Source organism: Serratia sp. CY55921, assembly GCF_052167655.1.
In the GTDB taxonomy this organism is placed as follows: Bacteria; Pseudomonadota; Gammaproteobacteria; order Enterobacterales; family Enterobacteriaceae; genus Serratia; species Serratia ureilytica.
Map to the genome: position 1 here is coordinate 2,736,955 of NZ_JBJNMU010000001.1, position 14,017 is coordinate 2,750,971.

The following is a 14,017-nucleotide window of genomic DNA, read 5'->3' on the forward strand; positions in this document are numbered from 1 at the left end:
GATAGTGATCATCCAGCACCGTTATTTATCTCCTGAGGTACTCCTATGCAATCCGAAGAACAACGCCTTATCGATGGTCTGTTTGGCCGCCTGAAAGAAGCCGAGACCAAGACGGGCCCACGGGATCTCCAGGCAGAGCAGCAAATCAACCAGCATATTCGCGAGCAGCCTTCCGCCCCTTATTACATGGCGCAGGCGATGATTATTCAGGAAGCGGCGCTCAAGCAGATGGATCAGCGGGTCAAAGAGCTGGAGGCCCAGGTGGCGCAGCTGCAGCAAACCGCCAACGGCCAGCAGAGCAGCGGCGGCTTCCTGGCCGGCCTGTTCGGCGGCGGCAGCCGCAGTACGCCAAGCCCGCGCGAACAGTATCAGGCGCAGCAGCAAAATACGGCGGCCTGGAACAACGCGCAGCAGCCGCAGCAACCGGCCTATGCCCCACCGCAGCAGGCGGCGCCTTCACGCGCCGGCGGCTTTCTGGGAGGCGCCTTGCAAACGGCGGCGGGCGTCGCCGGCGGCGTAGTATTGGCCGACATGCTGACCGGCATGTTCCGCCATTCACAACCACAGGAAATCGTAAATATTATCGAGGAAACCCCGGCGCCGCTGGACGACAGCGCAATGCGCAATTTCGACGCCTCCAACAACCTGGATACCTTCAACAACGGCGATGGCGGTAGCTTCCTCAACCAGGACAACGGCTTCCAGAACGCCAACTATCAGGACGACACGGACTACGCCGACGACGATTACAGCGACGACGACGACTCCTTCCTGTAATTCCCTTCGCCCCCTCTCACCCGCAGAGGGGGATTTCCCGTTTCGCCATTCTGGTCTACAGTGAACACTGTTCATTTATCCAGCAGAGAGAAACGATGACAAGCTTTAATCCTTCCACTCCTTTCTTCAGCGAACGCCTGCAGATGCGCCCACCGGTGATGGCGGATCTCGCGCGTTTCTACGCCATCTTCGGCGATCCGCAAACGCAGCGTTTCAATCCCGCCGGTCCACTCACCAGCGAAGCGCAGGCCGCAGCGGCGCTGCAAGAGAGGATTTCCGGGTGGCAACAACACGGTTACGGTTCCTGGGCGATCGCTCTGCGCGAACGGCCGGATTGGATTATCGGCTTTGGCGGATTGTCCCGGAAACCGCTCGGGGCGCAGCGCACCGTGAACCTCGGCTATCGCTTCGATACTCGCGTTTGGGGCATGGGATTGGCCACCGAGATGGCGCGGGCATCGCTGCAATACGGTTTTGTCGGATTGGCGCTGGAGGAGATTTCCGCCATTGTGCGTGCGGAGAATCAGGCGTCGTGGCGAGTGCTGGAAAAGATCGGCATGCAGCGGGTGGATACACTGGATGACGTGCCCGGCGCGGCGCCGAGCCTGGTGTATACGCTAAAGCGCTGCGACTATCAGGGCTGATCGTCGCTGATTTTGGCCAACGCCATGCGGTAAGATTTGACCTTCTGGCGCTTTTTCAACCAGGTGGCGGTAGAGACAATGAATACCGCGCCCGACATCGCCAATACGCCGGTTGGATGGCCATAAAACACCATCAAGGCAAAGTAGACGGCGGAAACGATCGCCACCCATTTCGCCGTATTGCCCATGTCGTTTTTCTCTTGGGTCAAACGGCGGATGTGCTCTTCTTCACTGATTCCCATACGCGCTCCTTGTTGGCTGAATGACCCATTATATGGAGCTGGAGTGCTGATATTTCAAGCGGTTGGATGGTAAAGAAGCGTAAAGCTCAGGCCGGCGGCTCCCGCCGCCGAGGCAGATAGCGCCCGGGCTGGTCGGCACCCGGCAGGCCGCTGCCGTCGTTGCGGCCAAACAGCCGGTAGCGATTGCCGGCGACCGCATCGTAGATCTTGTCCGCCAGTCGCGGCGGCAAGCAACGCGCCAGCGCCAGCGCGCGGTACGGCCATTCCACTTGGCGCAGCGCCCGAAACAACGCCGCCGAACGCAGCCAACAGCGCCCCTGTTCCACATAGACCACGGAATCGAAACGGTCGGTCGGCAATCCCAGCGCCTGCAGGATCGCCTGTCCTTCGACGGATTGCACCGTCGCCAACAGAATGCGCCGCTGCCGATCGGCGCGAACAAGGTATCTCACCAGCCCATGACACAGGTTGCATTCGCCGTCGAACAACAACGCGCGATCGCCGGGCTGCAGATAAGGCAGCTGTGATAAAGGGGTCATCCCGCCTCCCGAAAAATGCTCGCCTTAGCCTAACGCGCCTGGTGCGCCCAGGCCAGAGCGGGATGACGGGGCGTGTTAAGGCGCGGGCGGTGCGTCAGGCACCGCCACCACCGCGACGCGCACTTCGTAATGTTTGGCGCTGCCCGCCGGGATCACCGCCGTCAGTTTGTTGATGGTTTCCACCGGATTGTCGCTGGCCGAGGTGGCGCAGAACAGCTCACCGCCGCGGCAGAACCCCGGCTTGGGCGGGTGCCCGCCCGGGAAAGGCGGCATGCGCATCGGTTCATCCGCCACAGGCGGCAACGCTTTGGCCGCAGGCGCCTCGGGGGCAGACATCGCGCTCGCGCTGAACAACAGCGCCATGCCCATGCAGGGCAGCGCCAGGATCTTGATTGCTTGTTTCATTGAATTAGCCTCATTTGCCGGGTTCGGGATTACGCTACCCCGCCCCCGGCCCATGAGAAAGCCGCTTTTCGCTACCTTTTCGCCCCGCTGCGCTTTGCTTACATCCCGCGTCTAACGTGATGAAAACAGAAGATTTGGTAAGCATTCCGATCTTTCCCACTTTCCGCACGACACATGCCGCCCTGCGTGGAAAGCTCTTCATGTTCTTTTGCCAATCAACGGCTTAAAGTGGGTATGGACTAACTTTCCTGCTTATCTTTTCTCTTCTGCCTAAAGTTTTCGTCATTAATACAATATTGGTAAGAATCAACGATCAAACCCGTTAGCCGCAAAATATTTTCCGGACGGTCGATAATGATATGCCCCCCTGCAGCCAACTCCAGGCCGGCGCGAGTTATCTCAGCCTGTCTGGCCTCGTCTATCTCAAGCGGAAGCAAAATGGTTGGACGTTGCTTATTGTCGAAATAGCGCAGAACCCATCGCGTCGTCTTCCCTTGAAAGAGGATGCTGTAATAGCTTTCCGTGTCTTTCGCAATCAGCTCTGCCTCAGTGCCCAAGATCATCGCCACATTGTCAAACAAGCACCTTTCTGCAAAGGTCGTCACTATTTTACTATTATCGGGATCAACGATCGGGGCGAGCGGATCCGGTCTGTTTTGCGCTTCACCTTCATCTGGTGACTCAGACGCTACAACATTTTCCGACGTCACTGACAGACCAGAAACGACCATCGCACTCACCGCTTTTTCAACAGCCAAACGAACCAATGGCGTTATTGTGTCCAAAAATCGTTGGTTTAGCTGACGCTGAACGTTAGAGCGACTTGCTACATAGCGAACAAAATCAGAATCAACATCTCGAAGACTGGCGCTGATAGTTTTTGTAAATGAAGTCAGATAGATGCTTTCTTCAGCTAATGTCCGCAGCGCTTCCGGCTGAAATTGGTCGTGCCTAAATCGATAGAGCTGATCAATATCAGAATCGTTTAGATTATTAAAATCTATCTTCAAGAATGGTGTATCATCCATGATGTTTTTATCTTTCAGATCGGTGAAAAATCGCCATTCTTTCCCATTGGTTATTGCAGAAACCGTAACCTCCGGTGTCGCATTAAAATAGCGAGATAGCTGGGGGCTATGATTTGACAAATTTTGATTGAAGGACTTCGCCTCGATGAACATGACGGGAACCGCATGGCAAAAAAGGGCGTAATCAACGCGCTCACCCACCTTAACACCTGGAAAATCAGCACCATACTCTGCCTTCACCTTAGTAGGATCATATGGATGAAAGCCTAGGGTTTCTAATAACGGCAAAATTAATGCCTGCTTAGTCGTTTCCTCAGTATTGCAATGCTGACCTACCGAGGCCACATGAAGAACATGGGCCTTAAGCTTATCTCTGAATGCATTCATCAATCATCCCTCTGCTGTGTTAAATCGCTGTAGTCTTAAATTACACGTTCAAAAGCGCTTTTCTTGCAACAAAGCGGGGCTCTTAAATAGAACTCCGTCAATATTTAATAGAATTAGCATTAATTATTAGTTATATAGCAGAACAAATAGCCTTAATCAAAATGGGAACAAAAAGACCTAAAGTCGATCACAATAAAAAAAGAGAGAAGTATTAAAAGATGGGAATTTATAGCGAGTGAACCATTGCTGGTACTGATATTTATACAGAATCCAAATACAAATGATGGGCAGCAAATACTGCCCATCTATCGCGTTACTTGCCGTTCGTCAGCGTGTTGTAGCTGGTCATCAGATTGCGGTAGTCCGGGATATGGTTGGAGAACAGCGTGCCCAGGCCTTCGATGTCGTTGCGCCAGTCGCGGTGCAGCTCGCAGGCGACGCCGAACCAGGTCATCAGCTGCGCGCCGGCGGCCTCCATGCGGCTCCAGGCCGACTGACGCGTCAGCTCATTGAAGGTGCCAGAGGCGTCGGTCACCACAAAGACCTCGAAACCTTCATTGAGCGCCGACAGCGCCGGGAATGCCACGCACACTTCGGTCACTACGCCGGCGATGATCAGCTGCTTGCGGCCGGTGGCTTTTACCGCCTTGACGAAATCGTCGTTGTCCCAGGCGTTGATCTGGCCAGGGCGAGGAATGAAGGGAGCATCGGGGAATTGGGCTTTCAGTTCGGGCACCAGCGGGCCATTGGGGCCGTTTTCGAAACTGGTGGTAAGAATGGTCGGCAGGTTGAAGTACTTCGCTAAATCACCCAGCGCCAGCACGTTGTTTTTAAACCGATCGGGATCGATATCACGCACCAGCGAAAGCAGCCCTGCCTGATGATCCACCAGCAATACGGCGGCCTGGTCTTTGTCGAGGCGCTTGTAATTTGCAGTCATGGTTTTACTCCTGTGGGGTTGATGTTGCGGATGAAACGCCCCGCCGCAGGGCGGGGCGTTGAGGTTTAAGTGTAGCGCCTGAGCCGGGGAACACTGTCCGCCCCAGGCGCCAAGGTTCAACCGGCGCTCGCTTCGGCGTTCATGCTGCCGAACTTGCCGCTGTTGAAATCGCGGAACGCCTGCTGGATTTCCGCGTCGCTGTTCATGACGAACGGGCCGTAGCCGACGATAGGCTCATCGATCAGTTCGCCGCTCAGCACCAACAGCGCGACGTCGTTGTTGGCTTCGATGGTGATCGAATCCCCCGCCCGGTCGAAACGCACCATTTGGGTTTCGCGCACCACGTCTTCGCCGTTAACCAGGATCGCGCCGTGCAGCATCACCAGCGCCAGCGTATGGCCTTCTTTCACCGTCAGCGTGGTGGTATGGCCGGCATTCAGCTTCATATCCCACACGTTAAGCGGGCTGAAGGTGCGCGCCGGGCCGGCGTGGCCGCCAAAGTCACCGGCGATCACCCGCACCTGCCCTGCGCCGTCCGCCAGAGGAACCACCGGAATATCGGCGTTCAGCAGCGTCTGATAGCCCGGCTCGGCCATTTTGTCCTTGGCCGGCAGGTTGACCCACAGCTGCACCATTTCCATGGTGCCGCCCTTGCGCGAGAAGTCCCGCGAATGGAACTCTTCGTGCAGAATGCCGGAGGCGGCGGTCATCCACTGGACGTCGCCGGGGCCAATCACCCCGCCGCTGCCGGTCGAGTCGCGGTGTTCCACTTCGCCCTGATAGACGATGGTCACCGTTTCAAACCCGCGATGCGGGTGTTGACCCACGCCACGGGTGCCGGAGGCGGAGCGGAATTTGGTTGGCGCTGCGTGATCCAGCAGCAGGAACGGGCTCATTTCCGCTCCCAAATCGTTATAAGAGAACAGCGAATTCACCAGGAAACCGTTACCGACCCAATGTGCTTCCGGGCTGTTGTGAATACCGAGGATTTTTTTCATCTTGAACTCCCGTTTCAGACCTCACGGCCTTAAGTTGATGTCAGAAGTTTAATCCGCCGGGGTTTGCTGCAGTAGTAGGCAAGATGTACACTCAGCGTTCTACTGGTAGAACGATAAGGGATGCGATGCTGACCGATCTGAACGACCTGTTTTTCTTCGCCAGCGTGGTCGATCACCAGGGATTCGCCCCCGCCGGCCGGGCGCTGGGCATTCCCAAATCCAAACTCAGCCGCCGCGTGGCGCTGCTGGAAGAGCGGTTGGGCGTGCGCCTGATCCAGCGCTCGACGCGGCGCTTCTCGGTGACCGAACTCGGCCAAACCTATTACGCGCACTGCAAGGCGATGCTGGTGGAAGCGGAAGCCGCGCAGCAGGCGATCGAACAGACGCGCGCCGAGCCCTGCGGCACGGTGCGCATGTCCTGCCCGGTGGCGATCCTGCACACTCGCGTCGGCAGCATGGTGGCAGCCTTTATGGCCGATTATCCCAAGGTGACGGTGCATCTGGAGGCCACCAACCGCCGGGTGGACGTGGTGGGGGAAGGGTTGGATCTGGCGATCCGCGTGCGGCCGCCGCCGCTGGAGGACAGCGATCTGGTGCTGAAGATCCTCGCGCAGCGCACCTGGTGCGTCGCCGCCAGCCCGGCGCTGGTGCGCACCCTCGGGCCGGCGCAAACGCCGGAAGACCTGCGTAAATACCCGACGCTCGATCTCGGCCCGGCGCGCGCTCAGCACCAATGGCGGCTGACCGGCCCACAGGGTGAACGGGTGGAGTGGGAGCACTCGCCGCGGCTGGTCACCGACGACATGCTGATGCTGCGCACCGCCGCCATCGCCGGCGCCGGCATCGTACAACTGCCGGCGATGATGATGCGCGACGACATGCTGCGCGGCGAGCTGGTGCAACTGTTGCCGGGCTGGCAGCCACAGGGCGGCGTGGTGCACGCGGTCTACCCGTCGCGCCGCGGCCTGCTGCCGGCGGTGCGGCTGCTGCTCGACTATCTGGGGGAGCAGTTCGCCAGCATTGAAGAAGAGTGATCAGGCGGTGATTTCGATCGCGTTGCCATCCGGATCGCGAATGACGGCCTCGTAGAAGCCGTCGCCGGTCCAGCGCGGCGCGGACAGCAAGATGCCCTCCTGCCGTGCGCGCTGCGCCAACCGATCGACCTGCCGCTCATCCCCCAGCGACAGCGCGATGTGCGCCCAGCCCACCCGCTCCTCCTGCGCCTGCGCCGGCAGCAACGTCGGCACGCGCATGATCTCCAGCGTCGGCCCGGCCGCCAGATTGACGAAGCGGGAAACGAACCCCGGCCGATTGCGGCTGACGTACTCCTCTCCCGCTTCACCGTTGAAATAGCGCTGCCAGAACGCCAGCTGCGCGTCGATGTCACAGGTCCACAGGGCAACATGGGCTATTTTCATCATCATTCTCCGGTCGATAAATCGCTGTGCCAGATCTGGCCGCCGCCCTGCGCCACCTGCTGCTCAAGCTGCGGGTGCGCACCGCGCGCCGTCACCAGATGATCCACCCGCCCGGCGGGCAGGAAGGGGTAAGGGGCGTAGGTATTGAGTTTGTCGCGGGTGCACAGCACCGCCACGCTGCCGGCGCGCGTCAGCAACCGCTTTTTGAACGTGGCGTCCTGGTAACTCAACGCGGAGAAGCCGCCGGCCGGGTCGTAGGCGCAAATGCCGGTGAACACCAGATCGAAATGAAATCCGTCGATCTCTTCCGCCGCCTTGGCGTCCACGCAGCCGCCGACCTGCGCATCCAGTTCGCCGCCGATCAGGATGGTGCGGATCCCCGGCCGTTCCAGCATTTTGCCGGCGATGCTCAACGCATTGGTTACCACCGTCAAACGCCGATCGCGCGGCAACAGATCCGCCAGATACAGGTGGGTGCTGCCGGCATCGAGGAAGATCAGCTGTTCTTCGCCGATCACCCCCAGCGCGGTCTGCGCCAGCGCCAGCTTCTCATCACCGCTGAGGGCAATGCGCGCCGCAACGGGGCCTTCGGCCGGCGTCGGCGCCAGCGCACCGCCATAGATGCGTTTGCACAGATTTTGCGCCGCCAGCTGACGCAGATCGCGGCGGATGGTCGCTTCGGTGGTATTCAGCCGCTGCGCCATCTCCAGAGCCAGCACTCGCCCCTGTTGGCGGAGCGTGTCGAGAATGGCCTGATGGCGCTCATTCGGTAACAGTTTGGACATCATGTCAATCCGGCGATGCTAAAGTGATCATGAATGTACACAAACGTACACAATCGAACAAACACTTTTTTGGCAACACTCAAGCGGCGGCGCTCGTCTAGACTGAAAGTGACATCACAGATAAGGGATTATGACGCGATGACCTCCGCCGTGCTTTATACGCTGTTTCCCGCCGCAGCCACCGTCGTCGGCGCAGCGGTGGCGCTCTATCGCCGCCCCGGCGACGCCGCGATGCGCGTCATCCATCACTTTACCGCCGGCATCGTGTTCGCCGCCGCCGCCGCCGAAATCTTGCCCGATCTCAAACAGCAGTCGCCTTTGGCGGTGTTGCTGGGCGGCGCTGTGGGGGTGCTGTTAATGTTGCTGGTTCGGCGGCTGGGCGAAAAAGCGCAGGGGCCGGTCGGTTTTATCGCCGCGGTCGGCGTCGATATCTTTATCGATGGGCTGGTGCTGGGCATTGCCTTCGCGGCCGGCGCCAAAGCCGGCCTGCTGTTGACGCTGGCGTTAACGCTGGAAGTGCTGTTCCTGGGATTGTCGATCGTCGGCGATTTGCAAGACTTTCTCGGCAGGCGGCTGCGCGTCATGGCGGCGATAGTTGGCCTGGCGCTGCTGTTGCCCATCGGCGGCCTGCTGGGAGCGCCGGTGGCCATGCTGGGCGCATTTTGGCTGACCGCCTTTCTGGCCTTTGGCCTGATCGCCCTGCTCTACCTGGTGACCGAAGAGCTGCTGGTCGAAGCGCATGAAGGCGGAAAGGAAACCCCGTTCGCCGCCGCGATGTTCTTTGCCGGCTTCCTGCTGCTGTTGCTGTTGGAAGAAGGTTTAGGATAAAAAAACAGGAATTTCATGGCGCATGCCGCCCGGTGGCAACGCTTTGGCTATACTGAGGCAAGCGAAGTTACCGCAGACGTAACGGCTTGGGCGTAAAGGGAAAACGATGTTATTGACGATCGCAAGGTGGCTGTTTCAATTACCCGGGAAGCTGTTTGGGCTGATTTTTAAAAATCGCCTGAGGGTATTTCTGTTCTTCATGCTGGTCGCCCTCGGGGTGCTCGGCGTCAAACGCTATCTGCTCACCCACCAGTATGACGACGAATTCAGCCTCGCCGCCCCCACCGATTACAACCGCGCCATCAAGCGCGAAATGCCGCAGCGCGAAGCACGTGAGCAATGCGGCGGGCCGCTGCACGATAATGCCGGGCAACCCTGGCCCGCGTCAGCCGGCTATCTGCATCAGCCGACCGGCCTGCCCGCAACCGGCCTGCATCGGCTGACGCTGGACAATCAAGGCAACGATTTCGCGGTGTTGGTCAAAATGGAAACGCCCGCCGCGCCGCAGCAGCTGGCGGAAGTCTTTATTCCGGCCGCCGGCAGCTTCGAGGTTAAAATGAATGCGGATGCGGAACACGTGATGAAAATCAAGAACATCAAGACCGGCTGCATGTTCCGCTCCCGGCCGTTCAACCTGGATAAACGGAGCGATTGGCGCATACCGTTATCGCTGCAAAAGGACGGCAGCCTACAGCTGCAGTCGATAGGCGATCGGCAATTCTGATCGGGCACCGGGCAGAGTCGCCGGCGCCGCAGAGGTTACTTTTTCACCGGGTGATCGCGGCGGAACAGCTCCCAACTTTCAATTTCCTGCCCATTCGGCAGCGTACAGGTCGAATACTGGCCCGCCGCGTTTTCTTTGGCGTTCAGCTTGCCGCCGATTTTGGTGCAATACACGTCGGCCGGGTTCGCCATGCCGATCGGTTTCACCTGCGGCGGTGGCGGCGCATCGTTGGATTTCACGGAACACCCCTGCAACATCGTCATCCCTGCCAGCAGGGAAAGCATCAACGTTTTTTTCATTTTTCCAGCTTATGCAAAATACCCACGGCGGAACGCTCCGCCGTGGGTTGATCATGAAATAAAGGATTTGCCCTGTTTCAGCACCAGATCGCAGGCTTTTTGTTTCACCTTCTCGGTGATCTGCGAGGTGCCCAGGCTGTTGAGATCCAGGCTCTTGCCTTCACCGGTCTGCAGCAAGCCACCCAGGCCCTGCTGATAATCCTGGCTCTTGGCGTTTTCAGTGCTGGTGATGCCCAGTTTGCTGAGCAACTGATCTTTCACCCCTTCGGCGCCGTTAGCCGACAGCACGTTGTTTTTCACACAGTACTGCAGGATGCCGGCGGCGTTGGTCATGCTGCTGGAGCTTAACGCCTTGTCGCCGCCGTTCAGCAGGCCGGTCAACGAGGAGAGCGACATGCCGCCGCCGCTTTCGCCGCCAGACTTGCTCAGTTCGCCCGCCGCGCTGTTGAGAGAATCCATCAGACCGGCGGCCTGGGTGGCGCCGCTGGCCAGGGTCGCGGACAGCGCCAAAGCCAGCAGTAAACGATGTTTGGTGATCATAGTGATAAAACTCCTGTAAGAACGGCATGCAATCGGCGCAGCGCGCCGGGATACCTCTCCGACGCCGCCTGCGGCGACAAGTTCCTTTTATCTCGCCGCCGCGCCGTTTTTCGGAATTCAGGAAGTTTAGAACTGCCAGCGCAGCCAGGCGAAGAACACGTTGCCGTTGTTATAGGTGCCGGGAATGTAGGTCGCCTGGAACGTCAGCCGCTGATAGCCGATAGAAGCCAGCGGCAGCGGCGCCGGGATAGGAATATATTTCCAGTTATCGCGCGCGGTGACGCTGGCGGTGAAACCCAGCCCCAGGCGGAAATCCTTGTCATCCAACGGACGCCAGATCTTCTCGTAGGCGTAGCCGCCGATCGGCTCCCACTTGTTGAAGGAATCCTTGAACGCCATGATGTAGATGCCGTGCCAGTCACCGTCGCTGTCGTAGCGGGAGATGCCATAACCGGCGCCCCACGGGCGCTCGTTGTACTTATCGATATGTTCGTCATCGTAAGTCCAACGGTTATGCCAGGTGATGGCCGGAATATAGAGATCGTGGTTCGGCGAATTGTTCCAGGTCTCCGACACGTTATGGGTAAAGCGCTGCCATAGACCCGGTTTTTCGGCCTGCGCGGTATTGCCACTTTCTGTACTAACCTCAGCGTAAGAAGGCAGTGCAGGAAATATCAACGCCAGAGAACATGCCAACAGAGTCCGTTTGAGAAACATGGTAAAGCTCCTGTAAAAATACGGCCGAAGATTTTTACCGATAGCCCAGGCAAGATCAAGCTGTATCCAATTTATCCAACGCCCGTTTCGCCTTGGTTAAACTTAGCATCGGAAAATTCGCATTGGTTTATAACGGGTTGCACCGACATCTGCATGTTAGCGCCTTTCGGACGGCAAAACCGTGGGAAAAGTCCGCTTTGTCGTTCGCTACTCGCGGGCCAGGTGCTTGACCAACACATCGACATCGAGGCGGTTCACGAACGCCAGAGAATAAGGCCGAACAGTCGATTTTAAAACGCCGAAGGGTGACGCGCGGCAACGGCAACCCATCACGCTCGTCGTGGATCAGCACCAGCACATGTCGATAGCTTTTCATGGCTATTTCCCCCTCAGACGAGCCCCGCTGGGACGCAGGCCCTTTGGTAGGTATACGCCATCCAGGCGCACGTAGAGAAAAGTTTACGTATCGGCCCCAAGGAATGTGATGGTCGCCACGTTATATTAGCGCCCGTAACGACGCTTGTTTACGCCGGCCCGAGGCGGCGCGCATTGCAGCCCCGTAAAATAAAACTGACAACACGACGCGAATAAAAAAGCGACATTGTTAATTTTTTGTTTTTGATTGGTTACGCGATGGTTTCATGAAATAAGCGTGCGGTGGATCACCAAAATGCCCCTTTGCGCCGGCTTCTGCCTTTCTTTACCAGCAAAAGAGCGTTACGCCACCCGATGGGATTTAACGCGGCGTCAAAAGTACCGGATGATTCGCTCTGCATCATGATAAATGCCAATACGCCGCCATTTTTCTGTCGATATACCGCCAGGGAAAAATACCGCACCGTCCTCCTGCATAATAACCACACTATTTATACATTATTCAATCGCGTAAAGCGCCGAATACAAACCGCCTATTCATCGGCTGCCACGCCTGTCTTGAACAAGCCGACACTTTAAATAACTGTTAATGCTAACGACACAACATCGCCAGCAATTTATTTTTGCTGATTTTCGCCTGACAAAATAAAGATAAATAATTCGGAGCAATCAATGAAAATAACTATCGGGTCATTCATTCTGCAACAGCTTCACGCCCTGAACGTCGATCGTATTTACGGCGTGCCCGGCGACTATAATCTCAGCCTGCTGGAGCTGCTGGAAAACGACGAGCGGCTGGCGTTTGTCGGCAACTGCAATGAATTGAACGCCTCCTACGCCGCCGACGGTTACGCCCGCATGAAAGGCGCCGGCGCGCTGATCGTCACCTACGGCGTCGGCGATCTGGCCGCGCTGTCCGGCATCGCCGGGGCCTATGCCGAATCTTCGCCGGTTATCTGCATCGCCGGCACGCCGCCGCTGCATGCGATGAAAAATCACCAGCTCTTGCACCATACCCTGGGCGATGGCAATTTCGACAACGTCATGAACTGCTTTAAACAATTCACCGTTGCGCAAGCCTTGATTACGCCGGAAAATGCCGCACAAGAAATCCCACGCGTTATTTCCCGCGCCTGGATAGAGAAGAAACCGGTGTATTTACAGCTGCCGTCGGATATTTGCGATGTGGAAATTGAAATCGCCGCGGCGGCGACGGCACCGCAATTACCGGCCAGCGATAAATACAATGTGCAATTAGCGGCGATGGCGCTGTTAACCAAAATCAAACGCGCACAGCGCCCAATCATGTTGGTCGATCAAATGGTGGATCGCTACCAGTTGCAGCAGTTGGTCATCGCGGTCGCTCACCGCTTCGCCATTCCGCTGACCAATATGCCCACCGCCAAATGCATTATCCCGGAAAACACCGCCGGTTGGATGGGCGGCTACAGCGGCAATCTGTCGCGCCCCGAACTGTATGAACACATGGCCCACTCGGACTGCGTGCTGAGCTTCGGCGTGCGTTTGGTGGATTCCACCACCGGCTATTTCTCCCAGCACATTCCCGCCGCCGCTCAGGTGGACATCCAACCGTTCTCAATGAAGCTGGGCAACACCTCCTACCCGGCGGTGTCGACGGCGGATCTGCTGCAGGCGCTGTTGGATCTGAGCGAAGACGCGCCGGCGCAGCCCCTGGCGCCGTTGGCCAGCCCACATGAGAAGCTGGCGACGCCGAGCGACGCGCCTATCGACCAGGCCTATCTGTGGCGGCGCATCCAACGCTTCATCCGGGCGGATGACGTGGTGGTGGTGGAAAACGGCACCTCCGGCGCGGCCATCGGCGGCATGCGCATGCCGGACGGCGTCAAGGTGGTCAACCAACCGATTTGGGGCTCAATCGGCTATACCCTGCCGGCGCTGCTCGGCACCCTGATGGCGGCCCCTGAACGCCGCCACCTGCTGTTCATCGGCGACGGCTCTTTCCAGTTGACCGCGCAGGAAGTGTCCACCCTGCTGCGCTGCGAGCAAAAGCCGATCATCTTCCTGATCAATAACGACGGCTACACCATCGAACGCTATATCCTCGGCGAAAGCTCGTCCTACAACGACATCAGCCCGTGGGACTACGCCAAACTGCCGGCGGTGCTGAATACTCGATCGCAGCCGTTCAGCGTGGCGGTGGAAACCACGCAACAGCTGGAAATGGCCCTGGAACACGCCTCGCGGCAGGATAGGCTGGCGTTTATCGAGGTGAAAGTGCCGATGATGGACACGCCGCCGGTGATGAAAGAGTTCTGCAACCGTTGCAACAGCTTTAACTTCGGCCTGACCAACCCGCGCCGCAGCGCCTGATGCGCGATCGCGCCGCCGG

General features: G+C 58.1%; 17 protein-coding genes. 6 read left to right on the plus strand and 11 right to left on the minus strand.

Going from position 1 to position 14,017, the window contains the following annotated elements; all coding sequences use genetic code 11:
* Positions 1–45: 45 nt before the first annotated feature.
* Together ACJ8M3_RS13300 and ACJ8M3_RS13305 are read left to right on the plus strand one after the other, a co-directional pair.
* A complete protein-coding gene (locus ACJ8M3_RS13300) occupies positions 46–777 on the plus strand; it encodes a DUF2076 domain-containing protein (protein WP_033642019.1) in 732 nt (243 codons plus the stop codon).
* A 95-nt stretch (positions 778–872) separates the two neighbouring features.
* Positions 873–1,421, plus strand: a complete 549-nt coding sequence (locus ACJ8M3_RS13305) for a GNAT family N-acetyltransferase (protein WP_060659894.1) — start codon at positions 873–875, stop codon at positions 1,419–1,421.
* Here ACJ8M3_RS13305 and ACJ8M3_RS13310 read toward each other — a convergent pair.
* The 6 genes from ACJ8M3_RS13310 to ACJ8M3_RS13335 all read right to left on the minus strand — a co-directional run bounded on the left by ACJ8M3_RS13310 (position 1,412) and on the right by ACJ8M3_RS13335 (position 5,960).
* Positions 1,412–1,663 (minus strand): hypothetical protein, encoded by a 252-nt coding sequence (locus ACJ8M3_RS13310; protein ID WP_033642017.1) that lies wholly within the window; start codon positions 1,661–1,663, stop codon positions 1,412–1,414. The two genes, ACJ8M3_RS13305 and ACJ8M3_RS13310, sit on opposite strands and share 10 nt — an antisense overlap.
* An 86-nt stretch (positions 1,664–1,749) precedes the next feature.
* Complete coding sequence (locus ACJ8M3_RS13315; RefSeq protein WP_089196629.1) at positions 1,750–2,202, minus strand: thiol-disulfide oxidoreductase DCC family protein; 453 nt, start codon at positions 2,200–2,202, stop codon at positions 1,750–1,752.
* 75 nt (positions 2,203–2,277) lie between these two features.
* Positions 2,278–2,607 (minus strand): hypothetical protein, encoded by a 330-nt coding sequence (locus ACJ8M3_RS13320; protein WP_033651052.1) that lies wholly within the window; start codon positions 2,605–2,607, stop codon positions 2,278–2,280.
* A gap of 239 nt (positions 2,608–2,846) precedes the next feature.
* Positions 2,847–4,022, minus strand: coding sequence for a type I restriction endonuclease (locus ACJ8M3_RS13325; RefSeq protein ID WP_033651051.1), 1,176 nt, complete (start codon positions 4,020–4,022; stop codon positions 2,847–2,849).
* Between the two features lie 313 nt (positions 4,023–4,335).
* Entirely contained in the window at positions 4,336–4,962 is a 627-nt protein-coding gene (ycaC, locus tag ACJ8M3_RS13330; protein ID WP_004928476.1) for an isochorismate family cysteine hydrolase YcaC, read from the minus strand.
* Positions 4,963–5,078: 116 nt separating this feature from the next.
* Positions 5,079–5,960 carry a pirin family protein gene (locus tag ACJ8M3_RS13335; protein ID WP_442514692.1) on the minus strand — a complete coding sequence of 294 codons (882 nt, stop codon included), beginning with the start codon at positions 5,958–5,960 and terminating at the stop codon, positions 5,079–5,081.
* Between the two features lie 125 nt (positions 5,961–6,085).
* Here ACJ8M3_RS13335 and ACJ8M3_RS13340 point away from each other — a divergent pair, with 125 nt between their 5' ends.
* Complete coding sequence (locus ACJ8M3_RS13340; RefSeq protein ID WP_033642013.1) at positions 6,086–6,994, plus strand: LysR family transcriptional regulator; 909 nt, start codon at positions 6,086–6,088, stop codon at positions 6,992–6,994.
* Here ACJ8M3_RS13340 and ACJ8M3_RS13345 read toward each other — a convergent pair whose 3' ends face one another.
* Together ACJ8M3_RS13345 and ACJ8M3_RS13350 are read right to left on the minus strand one after the other, a co-directional pair.
* Positions 6,995–7,378, minus strand: a complete 384-nt coding sequence (locus ACJ8M3_RS13345; protein ID WP_047572496.1) for a VOC family protein — start codon at positions 7,376–7,378, stop codon at positions 6,995–6,997.
* Between the two features lie 2 nt (positions 7,379–7,380).
* Positions 7,381–8,163: a DeoR/GlpR family DNA-binding transcription regulator gene (locus ACJ8M3_RS13350; protein ID WP_033642011.1), complete on the minus strand. Its 783-nt coding sequence runs from the start codon at positions 8,161–8,163 to the stop codon at positions 7,381–7,383.
* Between the two features lie 138 nt (positions 8,164–8,301).
* On the opposite strand from ACJ8M3_RS13350, the gene ACJ8M3_RS13355 reads away from it, so the two are divergent.
* Entirely contained in the window at positions 8,302–8,991 is a 690-nt protein-coding gene (locus ACJ8M3_RS13355) for a hypothetical protein (protein WP_060659897.1), read from the plus strand.
* Between the two features lie 106 nt (positions 8,992–9,097).
* Positions 9,098–9,715 carry a hypothetical protein gene (locus tag ACJ8M3_RS13360; RefSeq protein ID WP_033642009.1) on the plus strand — a complete coding sequence of 206 codons (618 nt, stop codon included), beginning with the start codon at positions 9,098–9,100 and terminating at the stop codon, positions 9,713–9,715.
* Between the two features lie 35 nt (positions 9,716–9,750).
* On the opposite strand, the gene ACJ8M3_RS13365 is transcribed toward ACJ8M3_RS13360, so the two are convergent.
* The 3 genes from ACJ8M3_RS13365 to pagP all read right to left on the minus strand — a co-directional run bounded on the left by ACJ8M3_RS13365 (position 9,751) and on the right by pagP (position 11,271).
* Positions 9,751–10,014 (minus strand): putative hemolysin, encoded by a 264-nt coding sequence (locus ACJ8M3_RS13365; protein WP_019454261.1) that lies wholly within the window; start codon positions 10,012–10,014, stop codon positions 9,751–9,753.
* A gap of 51 nt (positions 10,015–10,065) precedes the next feature.
* On the minus strand, positions 10,066–10,554 hold the full coding sequence (locus ACJ8M3_RS13370; RefSeq protein WP_033651046.1) for a DUF2501 domain-containing protein: 489 nt from the start codon (positions 10,552–10,554) through the stop codon (positions 10,066–10,068).
* A gap of 126 nt (positions 10,555–10,680) precedes the next feature.
* On the minus strand, positions 10,681–11,271 hold the full coding sequence (gene pagP / locus ACJ8M3_RS13375; RefSeq protein ID WP_033642007.1) for a lipid IV(A) palmitoyltransferase PagP: 591 nt from the start codon (positions 11,269–11,271) through the stop codon (positions 10,681–10,683).
* Between the two features lie 1,047 nt (positions 11,272–12,318).
* Between pagP and ACJ8M3_RS13380 the strand changes: the two genes are divergently transcribed.
* A complete protein-coding gene (locus ACJ8M3_RS13380; RefSeq protein ID WP_089196628.1) occupies positions 12,319–13,998 on the plus strand; it encodes an alpha-keto acid decarboxylase family protein in 1,680 nt (559 codons plus the stop codon).
* Positions 13,999–14,017 lie beyond the last annotated feature (19 nt).

Excerpts from the sequence above, each read along its gene's own strand:
- ACJ8M3_RS13300 (WP_033642019.1), top strand. The coding sequence starts at position 46 with ATGCAATCCGAAGAACAACGCCTTATCGATGGTCTGTTTGGCCGCCTG.
- ACJ8M3_RS13305 (WP_060659894.1), top strand. The coding sequence starts at position 873 with ATGACAAGCTTTAATCCTTCCACTCCTTTCTTCAGCGAACGCCTGCAG.
- ACJ8M3_RS13310 (WP_033642017.1), bottom strand. The coding sequence starts at position 1,663 with ATGGGAATCAGTGAAGAAGAGCACATCCGCCGTTTGACCCAAGAGAAA.
- ACJ8M3_RS13315 (WP_089196629.1), bottom strand. The coding sequence starts at position 2,202 with ATGACCCCTTTATCACAGCTGCCTTATCTGCAGCCCGGCGATCGCGCG.
- ACJ8M3_RS13320 (WP_033651052.1), bottom strand. The coding sequence starts at position 2,607 with ATGAAACAAGCAATCAAGATCCTGGCGCTGCCCTGCATGGGCATGGCG.
- ACJ8M3_RS13325 (WP_033651051.1), bottom strand. The coding sequence starts at position 4,022 with ATGAATGCATTCAGAGATAAGCTTAAGGCCCATGTTCTTCATGTGGCC.
- ycaC (WP_004928476.1), bottom strand. The coding sequence starts at position 4,962 with ATGACTGCAAATTACAAGCGCCTCGACAAAGACCAGGCCGCCGTATTG.
- ACJ8M3_RS13335 (WP_442514692.1), bottom strand. The coding sequence starts at position 5,960 with ATGAAAAAAATCCTCGGTATTCACAACAGCCCGGAAGCACATTGGGTC.
- ACJ8M3_RS13340 (WP_033642013.1), top strand. The coding sequence starts at position 6,086 with ATGCTGACCGATCTGAACGACCTGTTTTTCTTCGCCAGCGTGGTCGAT.
- ACJ8M3_RS13345 (WP_047572496.1), bottom strand. The coding sequence starts at position 7,378 with ATGAAAATAGCCCATGTTGCCCTGTGGACCTGTGACATCGACGCGCAG.
- ACJ8M3_RS13350 (WP_033642011.1), bottom strand. The coding sequence starts at position 8,163 with ATGTCCAAACTGTTACCGAATGAGCGCCATCAGGCCATTCTCGACACG.
- ACJ8M3_RS13355 (WP_060659897.1), top strand. The coding sequence starts at position 8,302 with ATGACCTCCGCCGTGCTTTATACGCTGTTTCCCGCCGCAGCCACCGTC.
- ACJ8M3_RS13360 (WP_033642009.1), top strand. The coding sequence starts at position 9,098 with ATGTTATTGACGATCGCAAGGTGGCTGTTTCAATTACCCGGGAAGCTG.
- ACJ8M3_RS13365 (WP_019454261.1), bottom strand. The coding sequence starts at position 10,014 with ATGAAAAAAACGTTGATGCTTTCCCTGCTGGCAGGGATGACGATGTTG.
- ACJ8M3_RS13370 (WP_033651046.1), bottom strand. The coding sequence starts at position 10,554 with ATGATCACCAAACATCGTTTACTGCTGGCTTTGGCGCTGTCCGCGACC.
- pagP (WP_033642007.1), bottom strand. The coding sequence starts at position 11,271 with ATGTTTCTCAAACGGACTCTGTTGGCATGTTCTCTGGCGTTGATATTT.
- ACJ8M3_RS13380 (WP_089196628.1), top strand. The coding sequence starts at position 12,319 with ATGAAAATAACTATCGGGTCATTCATTCTGCAACAGCTTCACGCCCTG.